The 19,395-nt window shown below is 40.2% G+C and carries 21 protein-coding genes and 1 pseudogene; 6 read left to right on the top strand and 16 right to left on the bottom strand.

The window, feature by feature from the left end; genetic code table 11:
* Nucleotide 1: 1 nt before the first annotated feature.
* Together ACIQCO_RS20845 and ACIQCO_RS20840 are read right to left on the bottom strand one after the other, a co-directional pair.
* The gene (locus ACIQCO_RS20845) at nt 2-853 is read right to left on the bottom strand and encodes an ABC transporter permease (protein WP_400432030.1); all 852 of its coding nucleotides are present in this window, start codon (nt 851-853) and stop codon (nt 2-4) included.
* Nucleotides 831-1,622, bottom strand: a complete 792-nt coding sequence (locus ACIQCO_RS20840) for an ABC transporter ATP-binding protein (RefSeq protein WP_400432027.1) — start codon at nt 1,620-1,622, stop codon at nt 831-833. Before ACIQCO_RS20840 ends, ACIQCO_RS20845 begins: the two co-directional genes overlap by 23 nt.
* Before the next feature lie 208 nt (nt 1,623-1,830).
* Between ACIQCO_RS20840 and ACIQCO_RS20835 the strand changes: the two genes are divergently transcribed.
* Together ACIQCO_RS20835 and ACIQCO_RS20830 are read left to right on the top strand one after the other, a co-directional pair.
* Entirely contained in the window at nt 1,831-3,426 is a 1,596-nt protein-coding gene (locus tag ACIQCO_RS20835) for an ATP-binding protein (protein ID WP_400432025.1), read from the top strand.
* Nucleotides 3,423-4,109, top strand: coding sequence for a response regulator (locus tag ACIQCO_RS20830; RefSeq protein WP_400432023.1), 687 nt, complete (start codon nt 3,423-3,425; stop codon nt 4,107-4,109). The genes ACIQCO_RS20835 and ACIQCO_RS20830 overlap by 4 nt, the downstream gene beginning before the upstream one ends.
* A 54-nt stretch (nt 4,110-4,163) precedes the next feature.
* Here ACIQCO_RS20830 and ACIQCO_RS20825 read toward each other — a convergent pair whose 3' ends face one another.
* The 6 genes from ACIQCO_RS20825 to ACIQCO_RS20800 form a co-directional block, all read right to left on the bottom strand.
* The gene (locus ACIQCO_RS20825) at nt 4,164-4,853 is read right to left on the bottom strand and encodes a BsuPI-related putative proteinase inhibitor (RefSeq protein ID WP_400432020.1); all 690 of its coding nucleotides are present in this window, start codon (nt 4,851-4,853) and stop codon (nt 4,164-4,166) included.
* Between the two features lie 76 nt (nt 4,854-4,929).
* Entirely contained in the window at nt 4,930-5,637 is a 708-nt protein-coding gene (gene chbG, locus ACIQCO_RS20820) for a chitin disaccharide deacetylase (RefSeq protein ID WP_400432017.1), read from the bottom strand.
* Nucleotides 5,638-5,697: 60 nt separating this feature from the next.
* Nucleotides 5,698-6,006, bottom strand: a complete 309-nt coding sequence (locus ACIQCO_RS20815; protein WP_400432014.1) for a PTS lactose/cellobiose transporter subunit IIA — start codon at nt 6,004-6,006, stop codon at nt 5,698-5,700.
* A gap of 5 nt (nt 6,007-6,011) precedes the next feature.
* Nucleotides 6,012-7,337, bottom strand: coding sequence for a 6-phospho-beta-glucosidase (locus ACIQCO_RS20810; RefSeq protein WP_400432011.1), 1,326 nt, complete (start codon nt 7,335-7,337; stop codon nt 6,012-6,014).
* 134 nt (nt 7,338-7,471) lie between these two features.
* Complete coding sequence (locus ACIQCO_RS20805) at nt 7,472-8,818, bottom strand: PTS sugar transporter subunit IIC (protein ID WP_400432008.1); 1,347 nt, start codon at nt 8,816-8,818, stop codon at nt 7,472-7,474.
* A 5-nt stretch (nt 8,819-8,823) separates the two neighbouring features.
* Nucleotides 8,824-9,132, bottom strand: a complete 309-nt coding sequence (locus ACIQCO_RS20800) for a PTS sugar transporter subunit IIB (protein WP_400432005.1) — start codon at nt 9,130-9,132, stop codon at nt 8,824-8,826.
* Between the two features lie 292 nt (nt 9,133-9,424).
* Here ACIQCO_RS20800 and ACIQCO_RS20795 point away from each other — a divergent pair, with 292 nt between their 5' ends.
* On the top strand, nt 9,425-10,153 hold the full coding sequence (locus ACIQCO_RS20795; RefSeq protein ID WP_400432002.1) for a GntR family transcriptional regulator: 729 nt from the start codon (nt 9,425-9,427) through the stop codon (nt 10,151-10,153).
* Between the two features lie 61 nt (nt 10,154-10,214).
* On the opposite strand, the gene ACIQCO_RS20790 is transcribed toward ACIQCO_RS20795, so the two are convergent.
* The gene (locus ACIQCO_RS20790; protein ID WP_400431999.1) at nt 10,215-11,009 is read right to left on the bottom strand and encodes an HAD family hydrolase; all 795 of its coding nucleotides are present in this window, start codon (nt 11,007-11,009) and stop codon (nt 10,215-10,217) included.
* 206 nt (nt 11,010-11,215) lie between these two features.
* Between ACIQCO_RS20790 and ACIQCO_RS20785 the strand changes: the two genes are divergently transcribed.
* Entirely contained in the window at nt 11,216-11,332 is a 117-nt protein-coding gene (locus ACIQCO_RS20785; protein WP_400431996.1) for a YjcZ family sporulation protein, read from the top strand.
* A 31-nt stretch (nt 11,333-11,363) separates the two neighbouring features.
* Entirely contained in the window at nt 11,364-11,510 is a 147-nt protein-coding gene (locus ACIQCO_RS20780; protein WP_400431993.1) for a YjcZ family sporulation protein, read from the top strand.
* A gap of 54 nt (nt 11,511-11,564) precedes the next feature.
* Here the strand turns inward: ACIQCO_RS20780 and ACIQCO_RS20775 are convergent, their stop codons facing one another.
* The 6 genes and pseudogenes from ACIQCO_RS20775 to ACIQCO_RS20750 all read right to left on the bottom strand — a co-directional run.
* Nucleotides 11,565-11,945 (bottom strand): RidA family protein, encoded by a 381-nt coding sequence (locus ACIQCO_RS20775; RefSeq protein ID WP_400431990.1) that lies wholly within the window; start codon nt 11,943-11,945, stop codon nt 11,565-11,567.
* 81 nt (nt 11,946-12,026) lie between these two features.
* A complete protein-coding gene (locus ACIQCO_RS20770; protein ID WP_400431987.1) occupies nt 12,027-13,679 on the bottom strand; it encodes a M4 family metallopeptidase in 1,653 nt (550 codons plus the stop codon).
* 314 nt (nt 13,680-13,993) lie between these two features.
* Nucleotides 13,994-14,629: a nucleotidyltransferase family protein gene (locus ACIQCO_RS20765; RefSeq protein WP_400431984.1), complete on the bottom strand. Its 636-nt coding sequence runs from the start codon at nt 14,627-14,629 to the stop codon at nt 13,994-13,996.
* Nucleotides 14,626-15,750 carry an XdhC family protein gene (locus ACIQCO_RS20760; RefSeq protein WP_400431981.1) on the bottom strand — a complete coding sequence of 375 codons (1,125 nt, stop codon included), beginning with the start codon at nt 15,748-15,750 and terminating at the stop codon, nt 14,626-14,628. Before ACIQCO_RS20760 ends, ACIQCO_RS20765 begins: the two co-directional genes overlap by 4 nt.
* A gap of 139 nt (nt 15,751-15,889) precedes the next feature.
* Nucleotides 15,890-17,089 carry a glucose-1-phosphate adenylyltransferase gene (locus tag ACIQCO_RS20755; protein WP_400431978.1) on the bottom strand — a complete coding sequence of 400 codons (1,200 nt, stop codon included), beginning with the start codon at nt 17,087-17,089 and terminating at the stop codon, nt 15,890-15,892.
* 269 nt (nt 17,090-17,358) lie between these two features.
* Nucleotides 17,359-17,595, bottom strand: a pseudogene (locus ACIQCO_RS20750) (PAS domain-containing protein); the annotation flags it as partial.
* A 199-nt stretch (nt 17,596-17,794) separates the two neighbouring features.
* Here ACIQCO_RS20750 and ACIQCO_RS20745 point away from each other — a divergent pair.
* On the top strand, nt 17,795-18,103 hold the full coding sequence (locus tag ACIQCO_RS20745; protein WP_400431975.1) for a hypothetical protein: 309 nt from the start codon (nt 17,795-17,797) through the stop codon (nt 18,101-18,103).
* A 148-nt stretch (nt 18,104-18,251) separates the two neighbouring features.
* Here the strand turns inward: ACIQCO_RS20745 and cyoE are convergent, their stop codons facing one another.
* Nucleotides 18,252-19,193: a heme o synthase gene (gene cyoE, locus ACIQCO_RS20740; RefSeq protein ID WP_400431972.1), complete on the bottom strand. Its 942-nt coding sequence runs from the start codon at nt 19,191-19,193 to the stop codon at nt 18,252-18,254.
* Nucleotides 19,194-19,395: the final 202 nt, after the last annotated feature.

The raw sequence follows: 19,395 nt of genomic DNA, 5'->3' as shown, positions 1-19,395 counted from the left end.
CTTATTGGCGGACAAAGCGCCAAGCAACAAACCGTTTCTCTAGTTTGCCGACTCCCCATGTGGCGAGTAAGGAAGTAATCGATAAAATCACCATTCCAGCGAAAACACCGGTTGTATTAAAGGCACCTTGGGCTTGAGCAATAAGAAATCCCAACCCCTTTGTCGAACCGATAAATTCTCCGACAACAACACCCACAAGGGCGAAGCCAAAACTAGCGTGGAGACTTGATAATATCCATGTTAAGGCGGAAGGAATAATAACATGTTTGGCCAACTGCTTTTTGTTTGCCCCCAGTAAACGAGCATTATTTAGCAAGTTGCGATCGACTTCTCGTACTCCTTGAAAAGCATTGAAAAAGACAATAAAAAATGTAAGTGTTACCCCTAGTGCAATTTTCGAAGGCATTCCTAAACCAAACCAAATGATAAAGATCGGTGCCAAAACAACCCTTGGCAAAGCATTTAGCATTTGAATATAGGGTCCAAAAATGACGGCAAGAATATCATTGCTTCCTAACACATATCCAGCAAGTACCCCTAAAATGACGCCAATTATAAAGGAAAGAATTGTCTCCTCAAAGGTTACAATGAAATGAATATATAGAGGTCCTTGGCTTGTTCCTTCGAAAATCCATTCCTTAATCTGATTTATAATCTCACCTGGACTGGAAAAAAAGAAGGGATCAATGTATCGATTTGAGGCTAAAAATTCCCAAGAGCCGAAAATAATCACTGCTACTGCAATTTGCAAGCTTAGATTTCGTATCTTGATTTTTGCCGCTTTCATTTGTAGTTCTTTTTTGCGAAGCAAAACTTCATCTTGTTTATTGTCAAGCATTGTTTGCGTGTGCATAACTAATGAACACCTCATCTCGTAGATCGTTCCAAATTTGCTCATGCAGTTTCATGAACTGTGGGTCAAACCGAATTTCTGATACATTTCGCGGCCGTTCTAGATCGATTTTATAATCCCCTTTTATCGTTGCTGCCGGGCCGGCTGTCAACACAATTACTCGATCGCTTAACGCAATCGCTTCTTCCAAATCGTGGGTGATGAAGATGACAGATGCTGAGGTTTCTTCCCAGATTGATAGTAGCTCATTTTCCATTAGTGCCCTCGTATGAACATCTAGGGCGGAGAAGGACTCGTCCATCAGGAGGATCTCAGGCTGCGTGATTAGGCACTGAGCCAAGGCAACCCTTTTCCTCATACCTCCTGATAGCTGGTGAGGATAATGTCCTTCGAAACCTTTTAGACCGACTTTCTCAATCCATTTCCTTGCTTCGCTATAGGCTTCTTCTTTTTTGACACCGTCTAATCTTAAACCGAGAGAAACATTGTCAATAACCGTTTTCCATGGAAAGGCATTTTCAGTTTGGAAAACGCATGCCGCATGTTTGTTGATTCCTTGCAGTTGTGTTCCTTGAATTTGAACCTTTCCCTTTGAAGGTTGTTCAAAACCAGCAATTAAATTTAATGTCGTTGATTTCCCACAACCAGTTGGGCCAACAATGGAACAAAACTCGCCTTTCCCTACTTTAAGATTAATATTGTTTAAGACCGTGTGAATCTCGCCAGAAGGCTTGATAAATTCCTTGCTGGCTCCGACTAATTCAATCATTTTCTACCATTACCCCCTTTTTGATAGCGCTTACCAAGATATTATAAGAATTTTCAGAAATGGGATATATTATGGCTAAAAGTTTAATAAAATCGATTTTTACCATTTTGGCGATATTGGCAACGAAAAAGACTTTTTGCTTTTAAGGATTATTGTTAAACTGTTTGTATATTCTTTTTTTTCTCATAATTAATCTAAGGGGAATGGAATGCAGCTTATTAAAAAAATGAAGTTAAGAAGTAAAATCAATTGGCTTGTTTCTTTCAATATTCTTTTCGTCCTTATCCTAGTTATTTCAGCCTTTTCCTATATATTTGTATCTAATGAATTTTCAGAAACCGGCGAACGGGCCCTTGCTGTAGCGAAAACAGTAGCCGGTCTGCCGCAAATTATTACGGCATTTGATGAACAAAACCCATCAGCTGAAATTCAACCGATTGTTGAGACTATCCGTTTGAAAACCGGAGCAGAATTTATTGTTGTCGGGAATATGGATACCCTTCGCTATAGCCATCCGAATCCAGAAAGAATAGGAGAATATATGGTGGGCGAGGACAACGACGTCGTCCTAAAAGGCGGAGAAAGTATCACAAAAGCCAAGGGCACTCTCGGATACTCGATACGGGGAAAAGCACCTATTTATAACCAAATGCATCAGCAAATCGGGATTGTCTCCGTCGGTTTTCTTGATAAAAATATTTGGCATCAATTACACTCATTTTTAGTGAAATTTATCGGCATTGGTCTAATTACCCTTCTTTTCGGTTTGACAGGCGCCTATTTCTTATCAGGCCATGTCAAAAAACAAATTTTTAATTTAGAACCCTATGAAATTGCCTTTGAAATGGAAAAGCAATCTTCCATTTTCGAGGCCATTCGCGAAGGAGTCATCGCCGTCAATAGTGATGGGAAAATCGTTACGTGCAATCGTGAAGCTAAAAAAATGCTTGGTATGGACGATAAGGAACTAATCGGAATCGAACTTTCAGCGATTTTACCGATGAGCAGTTTGCCTGATGTTCTCCAAAAAGGCATTCCCCTAAACGATCAGCCGATGATTGTCGGCAATACGCTTGTCGTTTCTAATTGGGTACCTGTCATTATGTCGGACAAAGTAATTGGAGCGGTCAGCACTTTTCGGGACAAGATCCAACTAGAAAAAATCGACCGGCATTTGGACGATATTGGGAAATACGTTGATACATTACGGAGTCAAAGACATGAATACATGAACAAATTACATTTAATTTCAGGACTGATCCAGATGTCTGAATACGATTTGGCTGAATCGGTTATTAAGCAAGAAAATGAAGACTATCAACATACAATCCAGTATTATTTGACAAAGGTCCGCGACCCTGCGATTGCTGGAATCTTAGTTGGTAAAGCACATCGAGCACAGGAGCTTGGAATTCAATTAAATATAGACAACGAATCCTTTGTGTCAGAGAACTGTCCATATAGAGAGATTGTCATTACGATATTAGGGAACCTTGTCGAAAATGCGTTCGAAGCAATTCAGCTATCCGGTTTTCAGCATGAACATCCTTTTGTTTCCATTTTTATTAAAGAAGAAATAAATAATCTAGTAATACATGTTAATGATAACGGACCAGGAATAGATTCAGCGATCAAAGAATCGCTTTTTAAAGATGGAATTACTACGAAAGGGAAAGGACGAGGATATGGTTTAGCGTTTATTAGTCGCTTACTATCTAATATTAATGGATTCATTACCTGCGAGAGTTGTTTAGAAGGAACGAACATGATGGTAACTTTGCCTGTAGGGGAGGAATTGAAATGAATGGATTACAGCAACGTGTTTTAGTCATTGACGACGATTTCATGATCGCCAATCTTCATGGCAAATATATTAATCAACAGGAGGGATATACGCTTATCGGGGTTGCCAAAAACTTTGAAGAAACTATGTCCCTTACAAGCAAGCTCAGCCCTGATTTACTCTTGCTTGATGTCTATTTGCCGGATCGTTCAGGTCTTGAAGTATTACGGGACATTCGCTCTAGGAACCTTCCTTGCGATGTCATATTGATTACAGCCGCTACTGAAATCAATATTATTGAAGAGGCATTTAGATTAGGCATATTTGATTATTTAATCAAACCATTTAGACTAGATTTATTGAAAGAGACGCTAAAGAAATACAGTCAGTATAAATTCCACTTGCTTTCCAGCAGCCAGCTAGATCAAAACTTTGTGGAAGGTCTGAAAAAATATCGAGCCCCAAAGCCTCACGCTGAGGAACAGATGCCCAAGGGTCTTGACCTACGCACTTTAGAAAGAGTGAAACAATCCTTAATACATGATCAGCATCTGCGCAGTGCAGCCCAAATTGCCCAAATAGCAGGAGTTAGCCGCTCAACTGCTCGCGCTTATTTGGATTACCTAATCGAACAGGAAATGGCTGAGGAATTCCTGCAATATGGAACTGTCGGCCGACCACAAAGACTTTTCCGTCTGAAATAGCAATGTTAAACATCATCCGGGGGACAGGCACACTTGCCTATCTCCCCTTTTATTCTATTTAGAATCTACCTCAAACTTCTCAATCACTTTTTGCTCATGTTCATTTTCTTTGTAAACAAATGAAACATGCGCGCCTTCTTTAAGTGATTTATATTGTTGCTGCGCTTCTTCCGTTAACTGGAAAGCTGTTTTTATTCCATCGATATCAATCTCAACTGTATGGTTATCTATTAGGCCGACTAGTTCACCCGATCCTTTAGAAAAAGAATTTTTAACGATTAAGTCCGTAACTGCTTTTGCTTCCTCTTCCTTAGCTGTTAAGAATACTTCTATTTTATAGTGCCCATTGGTAAAATCGGAAATGGTAAACTCTTTCGATATTTCTTGATTATTTTCTAACAGTATCTCCTTCATGACTTGCGTGGACATCACATCATCGGAATATTGTTTGACTTTTTTCCCTGCTTGATTATACACAATGAAATCTGCCTCTAACCCGCTAGAAAATGTTAGCTTTTGTACTTTCCCCGATATATTTTTAACCTTGTACTTGATGATAATGGAATGTTTATCTTCTTTTGTTTCAATGTTGGAAAGGAAATTAGCAGCAATTTCATTCTCTTTAGGGTTTTCTGTTTTTATACCTTCAGAACTTCCATTTGTTTTAGCACCCGTTCCGCAACTAGTTAATAGCCCAATTACTAAAGCTGAACTCATGATCAAAATCATTTTTTTATGTGACATTATTAATCCCCCTTTATCAACATTAGGTTTCATTTTTATAGTCGTGGAAAAGGAGGATAAAGTTACATTTAAAATTTCATAATAAAACCATTTCTCCTGGTAAAGTGACTGTTGTCAGAATCTTATATTCCGTTATTCTCTTAAACGTATAGGAAGAACAGGCAATAAGGGTATGATCTACATAGGCTGGATGACACATGATCTCAACGGTCGTCCCCTCTCTAATCCGTGTTGATAGAGTTGAAAAATAATCCTCTGCGACCCCTTCTCCGTAAAAATCGAACAGTGACAAGTCGGTGTAAGGTTCAACTCCATCTATCCCAATCCAGCCATTTCTGCGTACCGGAAGCCGATATTTATTAGCTAGTTTCTTGGCCACCGGCTCCAGTTCCTTCAGCGTATGGACATGGTGGTGGCTGTCGAGATGAGTAGGCGTAAGCCCTGACGAGATAAATCGTTCGATTTGAGCAGTCCATTCTCTTTCTACCTCAGTTAATGAAAGTTCACTGCCTTTGTTAAAAGCAGCCAAGGACTTAAAATACCCATTATCACCAATCAATGTCGGAACATCAGGTACAATTGGTTTCCCACTTGTCAGAACTAAATGAATTCCTACCCTTAGCCCAGGGTTATTTTTGGCCAATTGAATCGCATGGCCGGTTCCCGCCATATTCATCATCATCGTCGTTGAATTGACCACTCCATACAAATAGCTATCGATGATTCCGTGGTTTACACCTCTGCTTAACCCAAAATCATCTGCATTGATGATTAATTTAATCATATTTAATCACCCTTTTCGGATTGCCTTCACTATATTCAGGGGGACCTTTCATTTGATTAATCATTTGATTCTACGGTAAAGTTCAACCATTTCTTCAGCCAAATCCCTAACCATTATCGCATTCATTAAATGATCCTGCGCATGGACCATTAGCAAAGTTATTTCCGTTTTTTCTCCCCTTATCTCCCCTTGAATCAACGATGTTTGAATATGATGTGCCTCATTCAAGGCATTAGCGGACTCCTTTAATTTATCCTTTGCACCTTCAAAGTCACCCGTTCGTGCTGCCTGAATTGCCTCCATCGCGGCACTTCTTCCATTGCCGCCATGAAGGATTAGTTGAAAAATCACTGTTTCTTGGTTTTCCACTAGTATTAAACCCCCTTCATTGAAAACTGTGGAAGATATTTTTTATGTGCCTCCAACATTTCATCTAAAATAATCTTAGCAATTCGATCACTTGGAACAAGTGGATTAATGCTCATCGCTAATAATGCCGTCCGATAATCACCGCTGACGGCAGCGTCAATAGCCGCCCGTTCAAATGATTTTATTTGCTGAACAAGACCGTTCACATATATTGGCAGCTCGCCCATCGCCAGTGGCTTTGGTCCCGTACTAGTGATAATGCAGCTGACTTCAACTGCAGAATCAGCTGGAAGGCTCGAAATCGCACCGTTATTCCGTGTATTCACAGTCTGAATATCTCGTTTATCCGTATAAATAGAGTGGATCAGCCTAACAGCTGCTTCACTATAATAAGCCCCGCCCCGTTTCTCTAACTGCGGCGGCTTTATGGCCAAATTAGGATCCTTATATAATTCAAATAGCTCATCCTCTAGTTTTTTAACAACCTCTGCCCGTGTGCCCCCTTCTTTAAAATTTTTCAATTCCTCAGCCAGCATTTCTCCTGATTTATAATAATAATGGTGATAAGGGCATGGAAGAACATCCAATGCCTTTAAAAATTCAGGCTCCCATCCCATTGCATGGATGTTTTGCATCGTGATACTCTTATCCGGATCTGTTAATAACGAAATCACTTGGTCCTTCACAGATACCCCATCGACAAAAACATCCAATCCGTACACCATGTGGTTTAAGCCGGCAAAATTAATGCGAACTCTGTTAGGATCAACGCCTAAGAGCGAGGCGACACCCATTTCCATTCCAATCGGCACGTTGCACAATCCAACGACTTTTTTAATCGTACTGTAACGAAGCACTGCCTCCGTCACCATACCTGCAGGATTCGTAAAGTTTATCAGCCAGGCATTTGGACATAACTCCTCCATCTCCCGGCAAATATCAAGTATGACAGGAATGGTTCTCAGCGCTTTAAATAAGCCGCCTGGCCCGTTGGTCTCCTGTCCGAGAACGCCGTGCTTCAAGGGAATGCGTTCATCTTTCCCTCTCGCGTCAAGCATACCGACCCGGAATTGCGTAGTGACAAAATCTGCAGATTTTAACGCTTCTTTTCGATCTAACGTTAAATGGATTTCAATTGAAACTCCGGCCTTTTTCACCATCCTTTTCGCCAAATTGCCGACAATATCAAGTTTCTCCTTCCCTTCTTCCACGTCCACAAGCCATATTTCCCGAACTGGCAGTTCATTATGATAATTAATAAAACCCTCAATTAGTTCAGGGGTATAGCTTGAGCCCCCGCCAATCGTGACAATTTTCAAACCTGTTTTCATTTCACCACACCTCTGGTTGTATCATCAATTTATATGTGACAAACATTCTAGGAGCAAGTAAGTATGACCCTGGGTAATGTACAGAGGAATTCTGAATGTCCCAGGGCTTATTAGCTAAATTTATTTGAAAAAGACTATGCTAATGGCTTATCTTCTGCTTTCCTTGCATCTATTCTTCCAGTTACAAAAACAAAAGGCAGGTATATGACAATCGAAATAACTAAATTCACTGCCGCTAAAATGGCCCCAGATATGTGGCCGCCTGTTGCCAGTAATCCACCGACTATCGCCGGTGTTACCCAAGGAATGTCAGCGACAACTGGGTGAACCAAGCCTAGACTAATAGATGAATAGGCTACAATGGTCATAATAATTGGACTGAGGATAAAGGGAATAAACCAGATTGGATTCAATACAATTGGCAATCCGAACAAAATCGGTTCGTTAATTTGAAATATTCCCGGCGGTGTCCCCAAGGCGAGTAATTGCTTATAGCGTTTTCGCCCGGCGATAAACATGGCAATAATTAAACCTAATGTGGCACCTGAACCGCCGAGATAAACGAACGCATCTAGGAATGATCCGGATAGAACGTGATACTTGCTTAAATCATCTACATGCTGTGCATACATGTTGATATTATCTTGACCCAGCTTAGTCATTAAAGGTGTTGTAATGCCTCCAAGAATATTTGGACCGTGAAGACCTAGAATCCAGAAGCAGTGTACTAAGAATACGATTAGAATCGCAAAAGCAATCGTGTCAACAGCACCGGTGAGCGGCGAAACGAGTACCTTATTTAACCAGTCGTTTAGATAGGCACCCTCACTGATAAATTTTCGTAACAATAATCCGAACAAACCAACCGTAAATATGGTCACCATGCCCGGTAAGAGCTTCGCAAAAGAACGGGAAACTGCCGGTGGAACTCCATCAGGCAATTTAATAATAAGGAATTTTACCTTTGCCAGCCGAACAAATATTTCCGTAGCAACGAGGGCGACGATAATGCCAGTGAAAAGGGCAGTAGAATTGAAATAATTCCAGCTAATAACCCCCCAGGCCGATCCGGTTACTGCTTCTCCACCCTCAGGAGTAAGTGAGACATTTGCAACTTGTGGAATGAGGACAAAAAAGGAGGCAGCGGAAACCAGCATCGCCTCGAATCCATCATCACCGTAAGACCTTGCCAGTCGATTAGCAATCCCGAAAACGGCAAAGATGGTCATAAAAGCAAGTGTTCCCCACCAAATATCTGAGCCTAGTGTTTTCCAAGTTTCACCAAAAAGAGAGATCATAAACTTTTCGTAATATTTTCCAACACCTGGAACTGCACCTAAGTTTGTTACTAACACGGATAAAGAACCAATCATCGTAATCGCAATCATTCCGACCAAGGCATCACGAATGGCGAGAAGATGCCTGTTACTGCCAAGCTTATTTGCGAATGGCATAATAAATTTATCAACAAAATTCATCATGTCCCTCACTCCCCTTTAAGTAGATTTAAAGCTTGCTTCAAAACTTCCTCACCATTACAAAGGCCATAATGTCTTGGGTTAATGGAATCTACAGGAATCCCCTTTTTCTCTCCAGCTTTCTTTAGCTGTGTGAGTAAATAGCGAACCTGCGGCCCAAGAAGCAGTACATCGGCGTGATTGATTTGTTCATTTATTTCCGTTGAACCTACCGACCAAATTTTGCAGTCAATTCCTTGCGACTTCGCACTAGCTTCCATCTTTGAAACTAAAAGACTTGTAGACATACCGGCGGAGCAGCATAATAAAATTTTCATCATAAACCCCCTACTAAAAATGAAAGCGATTTCAAAAGAGAAAATAAGAGCAACAATAAAAGTAGCAATTCAACAATGGATGCTAATTTTTTCGGAAAGTATTGTTTGCTATTACTTAGCTCCGTCCACCTCCCAAATAAAGTTATGACATGCTGCATTATCATTGTATTAACGATTCAGAATATTTATAATACAATTTATCAATTTGTTATGACAAATTTTATAAATTGTATATATTAGACATCATATTTAGTTTTTTTGATTATCAATAGTAAAGAGGGAGGGATTTTAATTGTCAGTAGAAATGAAAGATGGCAGTGCACTTCACCTTAAGGTAAAGGATGCAATCATTCAATTAATTAATGATGGGGAATATAAGCCAGACTCGCAGCTGCCGACTGAGGCAGAATTTTGTGATAAATATGGTGTCAGCAGGACAACCGTCCGCACTGCCTTACAACAATTAACAATGGAAGGTTATATTTATCGAAAAAGAGGAAGCGGAACCTTTGTCGCAGCGAACAAAGTAAAACAAATCCTAACTACAACTGTAGAACATTTTTCGAAACAAATTTCCATGCAAGGAAAAAAACCGCTCATTAAAGTTCTGCAGCTGGATGTGATCCCCGCAGATGATTATCTAAGTGAGCAGCTAAAGATAGCGGAGGGCGAGCCCGTCAATATGCTTGAGAGGGTTCGCTTTGTTAATGAAGAACCACTCCAGTATGAAATTGCCTATTTACCGTGGTATAAAACCCCTGCGTTAAATAGAGAGGCATGTGAAAAGTCATTATATAACCTTTTGGAAACCCAATACGGCTTAAAAATTAACAAAACAATCGAAAGTCTTGAATTGTTTATCGCCGATGAGGACTCAGCCGAAAAACTGCAAATCAGCTCAGGCAACCCCTGCTTTGCCCTTGATACCTTGGCGTACCTCCATGATGGAACCATCATAGAATATTCGAAAACAATTTATCGTGGTGATTTGGCCTATTTTGTCATTGAGCGAAACTACTAATTGATTAATAGAGCTGAGAAACGAGTCTCCTGAGCAAGAAGACTCGTCTTTCAGCCATATTTTACCCCTTCGCCTTTAATTCCTCTAATAGGCTAAACAGCTCTTCCAAATGCTGAATTTCATAAGTAGGAATCACTTCATTTCGCTCTTTCTGGATACGGTTAATCCAAACTGATTTGATTCCGGCACGATTAGCACCGAGAATATCTGTCATTAAATTGTCCCCGACCATGATTACCTCATTTTTCTCCAGGTTCATCAGTGACAATGCATATTCGAAAATCGCCGGATCTGGCTTCCCTTTGCCAAAATTCCCAGAAATGACAATTTGGTCAAAATAAGGGACAAGCTCAGGTGACATGTCTAGTTTCGTTTTTTGCAAGTCAGGTGATCCATTGGTTAACAGGAGAAGTTGATAATTTAATTTTAGTGAGCCCAGCGTTTTGATAGTTTCCTCATACACAAACGGCTGGTTTCTGCGTTCATTCGGGAAGCGTTCCGCTAATTCGCATCCCAATTCAGGATTATCCACACCGATCGCCTTTAGCCCCCTGATCCAAGCTTGTTTTCGGTATTCGGGTACAATTTCTTTCATTTTTTTAAAATCCTCGTGATCATCTAAGAAATTACCCCATAATCCTTCAAACGGATTAATCCCAATCATTTGCGTAAAAGCGAAAGTTTCATAGGAAGAGTATAGGCTTCTAGCTGCTTCACGTACTTTTTCTTCCAGTTGAACAGCGTCTGCCCCACAGCGGTCCTCAGCAAGTTTGCAGGTCGCCGCAAACGCTTCCTTGACACTTTTTTGATCCCAAAGGAGTGTATCATCTAAATCGAAAAAAATGGCTTTTATCATTATGTACACCTCTTTCATCATGTTTTATTAAATAGTTTACCATTTTTAAAGACGGTTTTATTTTATTTCACTTAAAAACAAGATTTTTTCCAGTTAATTGATGATTAATGATTTGGTCTGTTGTCTTAAATTCTAGGTTTGTGCCCTTCCCATTTTACATTTTTCACATATTTTATAAATAAATAAAGGCAAGGGAGGTTTGTGGAATGTCTGATGGTGCAGGTGGAGGTTTTGCTTTGATTGTTGTCTTGTTTATCCTGCTAATAATCGTAGGTGCTTCCTTTATAGGCGGAGGCTTTGGCGGTTACGGCGGCTACTATTAATAAAATAAATTCATAAAAGGAGAGAGATACTATGTACGGTGGATATGGTGGATTTGGTGGGTGTGGCTGTGGTTATGGCTACGGCGGTGGTGTTGGTTTCGGCGGCGCCGGCGCATTTGCCTTAATCGTTGTCTTGTTTATCCTTTTGATCATCGTTGGAGCAGCTTGCTTCTATTGATTCCTTTTTTAAAAAAACAGGGAATTTCCGCTACTTGGAAGTTCCCTGACTCACTTATGGTCTTTTGGCAATCATTTCAATTTCAACTTCTGCGCCAAGCGGCAGGGCTAAAACTGCCACACATGTCCTTGCAGGATATGGTTTGGAAAAATACGTTTGATATACCTCATTCATGGCAGAAAAATGGTTCATGTCTGTTAAATAAACATTTACCTTTATAACATCATCCGGTGTCAGATTTGCGGCCGCTAACACTTCGAATAAGTTGATAAAGCACTGTTTCGTTTGGTCCCCAATGCCGCCTTTCACTAGTTCTCCCGTAGATGAGTCCAATGGTGTTTGACCTGATAAATAAACTAATTTCCCCGCATCGACAGCATGAGAGTATGGTCCCACTGACACGGCACCTTCTGCATTATAAGCTTTTCTGGCCACTATAATCCCCCATTTTTAAAAGTATTGTTAATGATAGGATAATAGCACAATTATTTAAGGCTCTTCAATCATACAGCATCATTATTCCAAAATTCCTACTTTATTAAATCCGTTTGCAGCAGCCGCAGCTTCTGAACTGCCTGCTCCATAAAGGTCAACGGCTGATTGAATAATAGCTTTCCGAGCTGCGCTAAAATCAGATGTTGGCGTTAAATAAACAGACAGCGCACGGTAGTAGATTTTTCCTAATTTATCTCGTCCAATTTCTTGTGCTGTGGTATAGGCAGCATGATTGATGATGGAAGAATTAATATGAACACCGCCATTATCTAAATTTCGTGGAAGGTCATAGAACTCATTCATGTGGGAAGGATATTTACCTTTTCCATTCCCATATGGAACATACGCTGCACCTACTGGGTATTTACTTGGGTCACTTAAGCTCCGCAAAGATTCACGGCCATCTGCTTTCGCGCCAGGGCCCATTATATCCTCACCTATTTCCCAATTGGCATCATCAATTAATGCACCGAAGATGTCAGAAAACGCTTCATTTAGGGCTCCAGGCTGAAACCGATATTGTAAATTTGCTGTATTTGTCGTAACACCATGGGTCATTTCATGGGCTGCGACATCAAGTCCGGCGGAAAGAGAGATCATGTATGAACCATCCCCGTCGCCATAGGTCATCTGCCGGCCATCCCAAAAAGCGTTGTTGTAATTCGTTCCATAATGAACATAAGAATTGATTGCCATGCCCTTATCATCCAGTGAGTTTCGCCCGTGTTCATCAAGGTAGTAGTGATATACTTTTTCTGAATTATAATGAGCATCGACGGCAGCCCTATCGTAATCCTTCTTAAAGGAAGCACTATTACTAGTAAATAAAGAACCTGTCGGAGCATCATAGGTAAAAATTCCACCTAAGTTTTTATGTCCATAATCTGCTAATTGAAAGACGGTACCGGTATTCGGATTTTTACTTTGAGAGATATGTAGGAGTCTATGTGCCCCGAGTACACCTGTACCCGTACCGGTTTGTGTTTTGATTTCATCTGCGTCCATTAAAGCGTTGTATTTGTCAATCACTTTACCTGAATGGGCATCGACAAATACAAACCAGTTGCCAGGTTCTTCTCCATGAAAATTAACATTTACTTTATAGGCTAAACTACTTTCTCCCTCAAATGGATAGACGACAAGTTCTGTTGTCGGATCGTATTGTAATTGAGATGGAGCATCTACAGATGATTTTGCCGCCGCCAAGGCCTCTTCACTATTTACTTCAGGATTAGTATTGAAGTTTAGTTCATCTACATCGGCGTTAACAGCACCATTGACAGCAACTATCTCATTCTTTTCGTTATAATGGACGAGTACTTCCGCACCTTCTACCGGTATTCCATTTTTCGTTTGATTAAAACGGACATGCGTCATTCCAAGATCATCTTTATTCGTTTTTTTAACTTTTAAATCCGCTTTTGGATTCTTGATTTTTACCTTACTCTTCTTTTCTTCTAAATAGTTTAAGGCATCACTTGCAGTACTAGAGTTCCGTTTTTCTAGCTGTTTCTCGCGAACAAAAATGGGAACATTCACCTTTTCACTCCACTTATTTGTTACTGAAATTGTTGCAGTTTCCTCAGGTTGTTTCGCTAGAACATTACTAAATGGAATGCTCCCAGCAAGAAGCGTAGTAGATAAAACGACTGGTGCAATTAGTTTCTTCTTCAAATTATTACCTCCTTTAGATTAATTCTCACTTAGTATATTTTCAATTATTCATAATTGCATGATTAGTTGGAATTATCTTAACGACGATACTTACTAGGACTGAATTTCTATGAAATGGTCTCTTCCTATGAGTAATGAAGGATAGCTAGAGGTTTATTTATTCGTTTCGATTCTCGAACTAATTAAAACGACCTAATAAATGTCGAAATTTGACGGAGGAAGATAGTAGGAGGGAGATAGGACAAAGGACTAAATTCCTCTAGTGTGCACCTAGGTCAAATCTACCAAAATAAAAAACTAGCCACTTGAAGAAGCTAGTTTTTTGGATTTCCTGTTCTCCGTTTATAAATGGACAGAGCTTTCTCATAATCCTGTGGCGTATCAATATCAAAAATAACACCAACATCATTCGTATCTATGAATTCACGATTTTTCAATTGTCCGATAAGCGGTTTGGCCCCAATATCTCCGTGGAGATCCCTCCAGTTTAACTCCTGAAAATAGCCGATAAACACGGGATGTCCCTTTTGATACTCGTACCTCGGCTGAATGGCAAACGGCTCACAGAAACGATGTAGAAAAGTAGCTCCTGCTTCAAAAACTTGTTTGATTGTCTTCAACTGGATTAGCGGCAAGTCGACCAGCATCAACAACACAGCATCATGGGTTTCCGAGGCATACTCCAATCCAAATTTCAAGGAGGAACTTAAGCCCTTCTGATAAGTAGGACAAGCGAGTAAACTAACCCTTGAATCCGCAATCGAAACCTGATTGATAATCGTTTCTGCCTTGTGGCCAAGGACCACAATAATTTCTGAAAATGGAAGCATTGTCAGCTGATTGATTTGAAATTCCAGTAAGGTTTGTTCCTGCCATTGAAGCAATGGTTTAGGAAAGTTCATCCTCGATGAATTTCCTGCCGCTACTATCAGCGCACACGTCTTTTTCATCTTTTCCCGTTTACGGGGATTCGAGGTTTTTGGTGTATAAAAGATTGCTCCCTTAAAAATCCCCCTTGATGACGATTACGAAAAGCGATGATTTCAGCCATGATACTTAAGCCAATCTCTTCCGATGTATCAGCACCAATATCAAGGCCAATCGGGCTAAATAATTTTTTCATCTCTTCCTTTGAAAAAACAATTCCTTGGTTTTGCAAATGAGCGATCATTTTTTCGCGTCTTGTTCTGGGTCCTAACAACCCCACATAGGGGGCAGCTGATTGTAATGCAAAGGTTAAGGCATTTGTATCCCTTTCAAACTGATGGTTCATGATCACAATATAGCTGCGAGAATCAATGACCGATAGATTTTCGTATTTCTCCGGTCCCGCTATCAAAATTTCTGCAAGCGGAAAACGCTCTTTGGTGTTAAAGGCCGGCCTTGGGTCAATCACGGTTGTTTGAAAACCAAGCATGGCACTTAAATTGGCAAGCGGAATAGCATCATCCCCTGCCCCAAATATCACAAGCTGCGGCGCTGGAAAGTGAACATCAAAGAAAACAAAAACCTCTTTTCCATTTTTTGCTTTCAAACAAATACTTTCAGGGGCGGCTGCTTGTTGTCTTAGTTTCTGGTGCGCAATCGACACTGCCATTTCTTGTAAAACCTCATCGGTCCAATTGCCAAAAACATCTGAGTTGGTTACGAGGAGCAAGGGGCTGCAGGTTTCTTTCGTTTGAAGAACTTTACAAACTACCATTTCCTCAGCGTTCACATAGGCATCAGCCAAATGTTTCCAATCAGCCGAAAAACTAACCGGCTCAATTAGTATTTCAACCGTACCGGGGCAGCCTAAGCCGAGCCCCCAGACTAACTCTTCATTTAACTCATATTTTTTTATCATTGGTATTCCTGTTTCCTCAACTTGCACTGCTATTGCCGAGACATCTGACTCAAGGCACCCTCCGGAAATCAACCCGTGATACTCCCCATCCGCTCGGACAATCATTTTTGCCCCTTCCCGTTTATAGGCCGATCCCTGGACTGAAACAACAGAAGCCAAAACCCCCTTTTGGTTGGTTTTTATCATGGTTGATAATCGTTCGGTTATATTTTGGTTTGATTGCATTTTCTACCACTTCCTCGTCGTTATGGTCCTTTTCTTAAAAACTCTATTCGAACAGCCTCAAAATCATTCATTTATACCACGAAAAAGCGCCAGGCTCCTTCCGCTTTCTGGAAAATAGTGCCTGACACCTTTATTTGCTTCAATAAGATATGACAGTTTTCAAATTATTTACCGGTAGATTATCTTCTTCTATCATTATGTCAACGGTTTCCCGATTTCCGACGACCATTAAATGCTCAGCAGGATTCCTCGAGACGATGATCACTCCCTGTTTTATCAATGATTGGCTTCCGATTACGGCATTTTCAATCCACACGTTCTCTTCCACAATCGTATCAGGCAATATGACGGCGTTTTTAATCCGTGCTCCCTTTCCTACCTTAACTCCTTTAAACAAAACAGATTGTTCAATTGTGCCCGATATTTGGCAGCCTTCACTAACTAAACTATGATGCACCTTTGCCTTTTCATCTAAATACAAGGGCGGCTCATTATTTTCCACGGTATGAATTCTCCATTCCGTGTTTTGCAGGAAAATATTTTTCTGCCTATCTAATAGGTCCAGATTCGCTTCCCAATAACTATGGACAGTGCCGACATCCTTCCAATAACGGTTAAAATAGTAGGCATACAGCCCCAATCCATCGTGCAGCATGGCTGGAATAATATCCATACCAAAATCCCGATGAGTAAATTTTTTCTGTTCCTCCTGAATTAAGTACTCTTTTAAAACCGGCCATTTAAAAATATAAATGCCCATGGAAGCCAAATTCGATGTCGGTTTTACCGGTTTTTCAACAAAATCCTTAATTTTATAGGTCGTTTCGTCTATTTCTAAGATGCCAAATCGGTGCGCCTCTTCCCATGGGACTTCGACAACCGCAATTGTACAATCTGAGTTTGTTTCAATATGCTGCTGGAGCCTTAGTGAATAATCCATTTTATAGATTTGATCTGCGGAAAGAATCAGAACATAATCAGGACTATGCTGCTCGATAAAGTCAATATTTTGAAATACCGCATGTGATGTGCCTTCATACCACTCGAGACCTTCGTTATCCCGTTGATAGGGCGGAAGGATCGTTAAACTGCCGTACCGATTGTAAAAGTTCCAATAGCTGATTTGGCCAACATGGGCATGCAATGCCTGCGGCCGATATTGTGTTAAAATCCCAACGGTCTCGACTCCAGAATTTTTACAGTTGCTTAAAGCAAAATCAATGATTCGGAATTTCCCGCCAAATGGTACAGCTGGTTTCACAATCGTGTTTGTCAGCTCGTTTAATCTTGTCCCCTTTCCACCAGCCAACAGCATGGCGACCCATTTTTGATTTTTCATTTTTCATCCTCCTTTAAATAAAAATTTTCTTCCTTTCCTCTGTGAAAGTTTTTTTTGCATTTATTTATACTTTTATTATCTCCTGTTTTTACCATTATTTTTTTTCAGTTGTTACACCTTTGTGAAAATGTCCCGTTTTTTTATCGACAGAAATTATCGCCCCACCGCTTGAAATAGCTGATATTGTCAGATTTTCGCAAAAAAGGTGTCAGGCACCATATTCCATTTTCAGGAAGATAGTGCCTGACACCAATATAATTACAACTCTATTATTTTGATGTTAAAATTCGCTTTTCCCCGTCTATTGCTTGGATTGGGTTAATATTTTGTGTGAATTCCAGGGCGCCGATGTAGTTCCCGTTTTCATCGCGAACAGCAAAATAGCGAATGTAATCATATTTATCTTTGAATTTAATCCAGAAATCCTCGCAATCCTTCTTCCCTGCTTTAAAGTCTGCCAATAGTTCCTCAACAACATGGACGCTTCTTGGCGGATCGCAGTTTTCCTAGTGATAATATTTCTCATTAATAAAACAACACTCCTTCCTGCTCGTGATTGTGATGTAAATCATTCATATCGAGTAGAAATTAGGCTAATTTGTGACACCCAGTGAATGGAAGATTGGAAAGAGGAGGATTTGCTGGTTTTCATATTTCCTTTTGTTTTGGCATATTGTTTTATGATGGGAAAGGAGATTAATGCGTATGGCCAGTATTGAAACGAGCAAGAAAATTGAGAGTATCGCTCACCCAAAGGTACGGAATATTGTAAGAGTATGCGTCGAACAGGGTTGCTTGTTTAAAGCGCATCCAAGTGACCCAAATTTAGTTCATTTATTTGATCCGGTCCAAAGAAAAAAAATCATCGGAGATATTAACCTGTTAAGTGAGCGGGGATATTTCACTCTAGAAGTGGAAAATGGACGGTTCAAGCCCTTTAGAAATGAAATTTTAGGATTGGATATTAATCATTCAGATTTTGAAGAACATGTCCTTAAACGCTTGAAACGATAGTCCTGTTTACACCCCTTCAATCTAAAGATAGCGAACGGTACTTATGCCTAATAAGAAAGGTATACGTCCTTATCAGCCGCAGAAAGGGTCAGTCTTATCCGCACATTTGTGCAAAAGACTGACCCTTTCAAGTTTTCACTGAAAAAACCTAACCAAATAGCGGCAAGGTAACAATAACCATTAAAACAAACAAGATAGTTATATAATTAACCGAATAAATAAAAATCACTCGTGCCCATCCTTGGTCATCTTTCGTAAAAAATCCGTAAATACTTACAGCTAACCAACCGATGTTTAGCACGGTGGCAATCACAATAAATGTGATACCGAGTGACGTTAAATAAAATGGCAGCGGCAGCAAACAGGCAACATAGACAAAAATTTGCCTTTTCGTCATGGCAAAGCCGTGAACAACGGGAAGCATCGCTACCCCCGCGGCTTTATATTCATGATACTTCCGCATCGCAATGGCAAATGTATGGGGCATTTGAAAAACAAACAAAATAAGAAATAGGATAATCGGGACGATGTGAAATCCAGATTCAATTGCCGTCCAGCCGATAAGAGGCGATACGGCACCTGAAACACTGCCAATTACAGTATTAAGTGTATATCTGCGTTTTGACCACATTGTATACAGGATCACATAAGTAAACCAGCCCACGAAAGCCCAAATGGCTGCTTCAATCGTTGTAAACAGCAGCAGAATAAAGCCAAGAACTGAAAAGGCTATTCCCAGCATTAATACGACCTTTAAAGAAATAGTACCTGTAACGGTTGGGCGGTTTTTCGTTCGGTCCATCACCGTATCAATATCCACATCATACCAGTTATTAATAACCAGTGCCCCGGCCATAACCAGTGTACTTCCAATCATCGTTAGCAAAAAGACGTCCCAATTTGCGCTAAAATCAGTACCCGAAAAATATAGTGCTAACCAATAGCCCGTAAATACTGGAAGCACATTAGCAAGTAAAACATTTGCCTTGAAAAGTGCTTTTAAATCAGATAAAAGGGTTGAGTTATTTTGCTCATTAGCTAATAAAACTGTCCCATCCTTCTGTGAGGAAGGTAACCAATCTTTTTTCAATTATGATCCTCTCCTGAAACTAAGTTCTAAATGATTCCCAATGATAATGTTTTTCATCCTTCATATTTTAACATAATTATTTAACGAACCGTATAGAAAACCTCAAAAAGAGCCTTTCTTAGTTGAAAAGCCCCCTCGAGAACGCTGAATGGACAAACTTTTTTCCTTTAATAAGCAATTCCCCTATACAAAAAAAAAGCAC

It is taken from the genome of Neobacillus sp. NPDC093127 (assembly GCF_044754175.1).
Lineage (GTDB): Bacteria > Bacillota > Bacilli > Bacillales > Cytobacillaceae > Neobacillus.
This window is presented reverse-complemented; position numbering and strand designations above follow the sequence as displayed.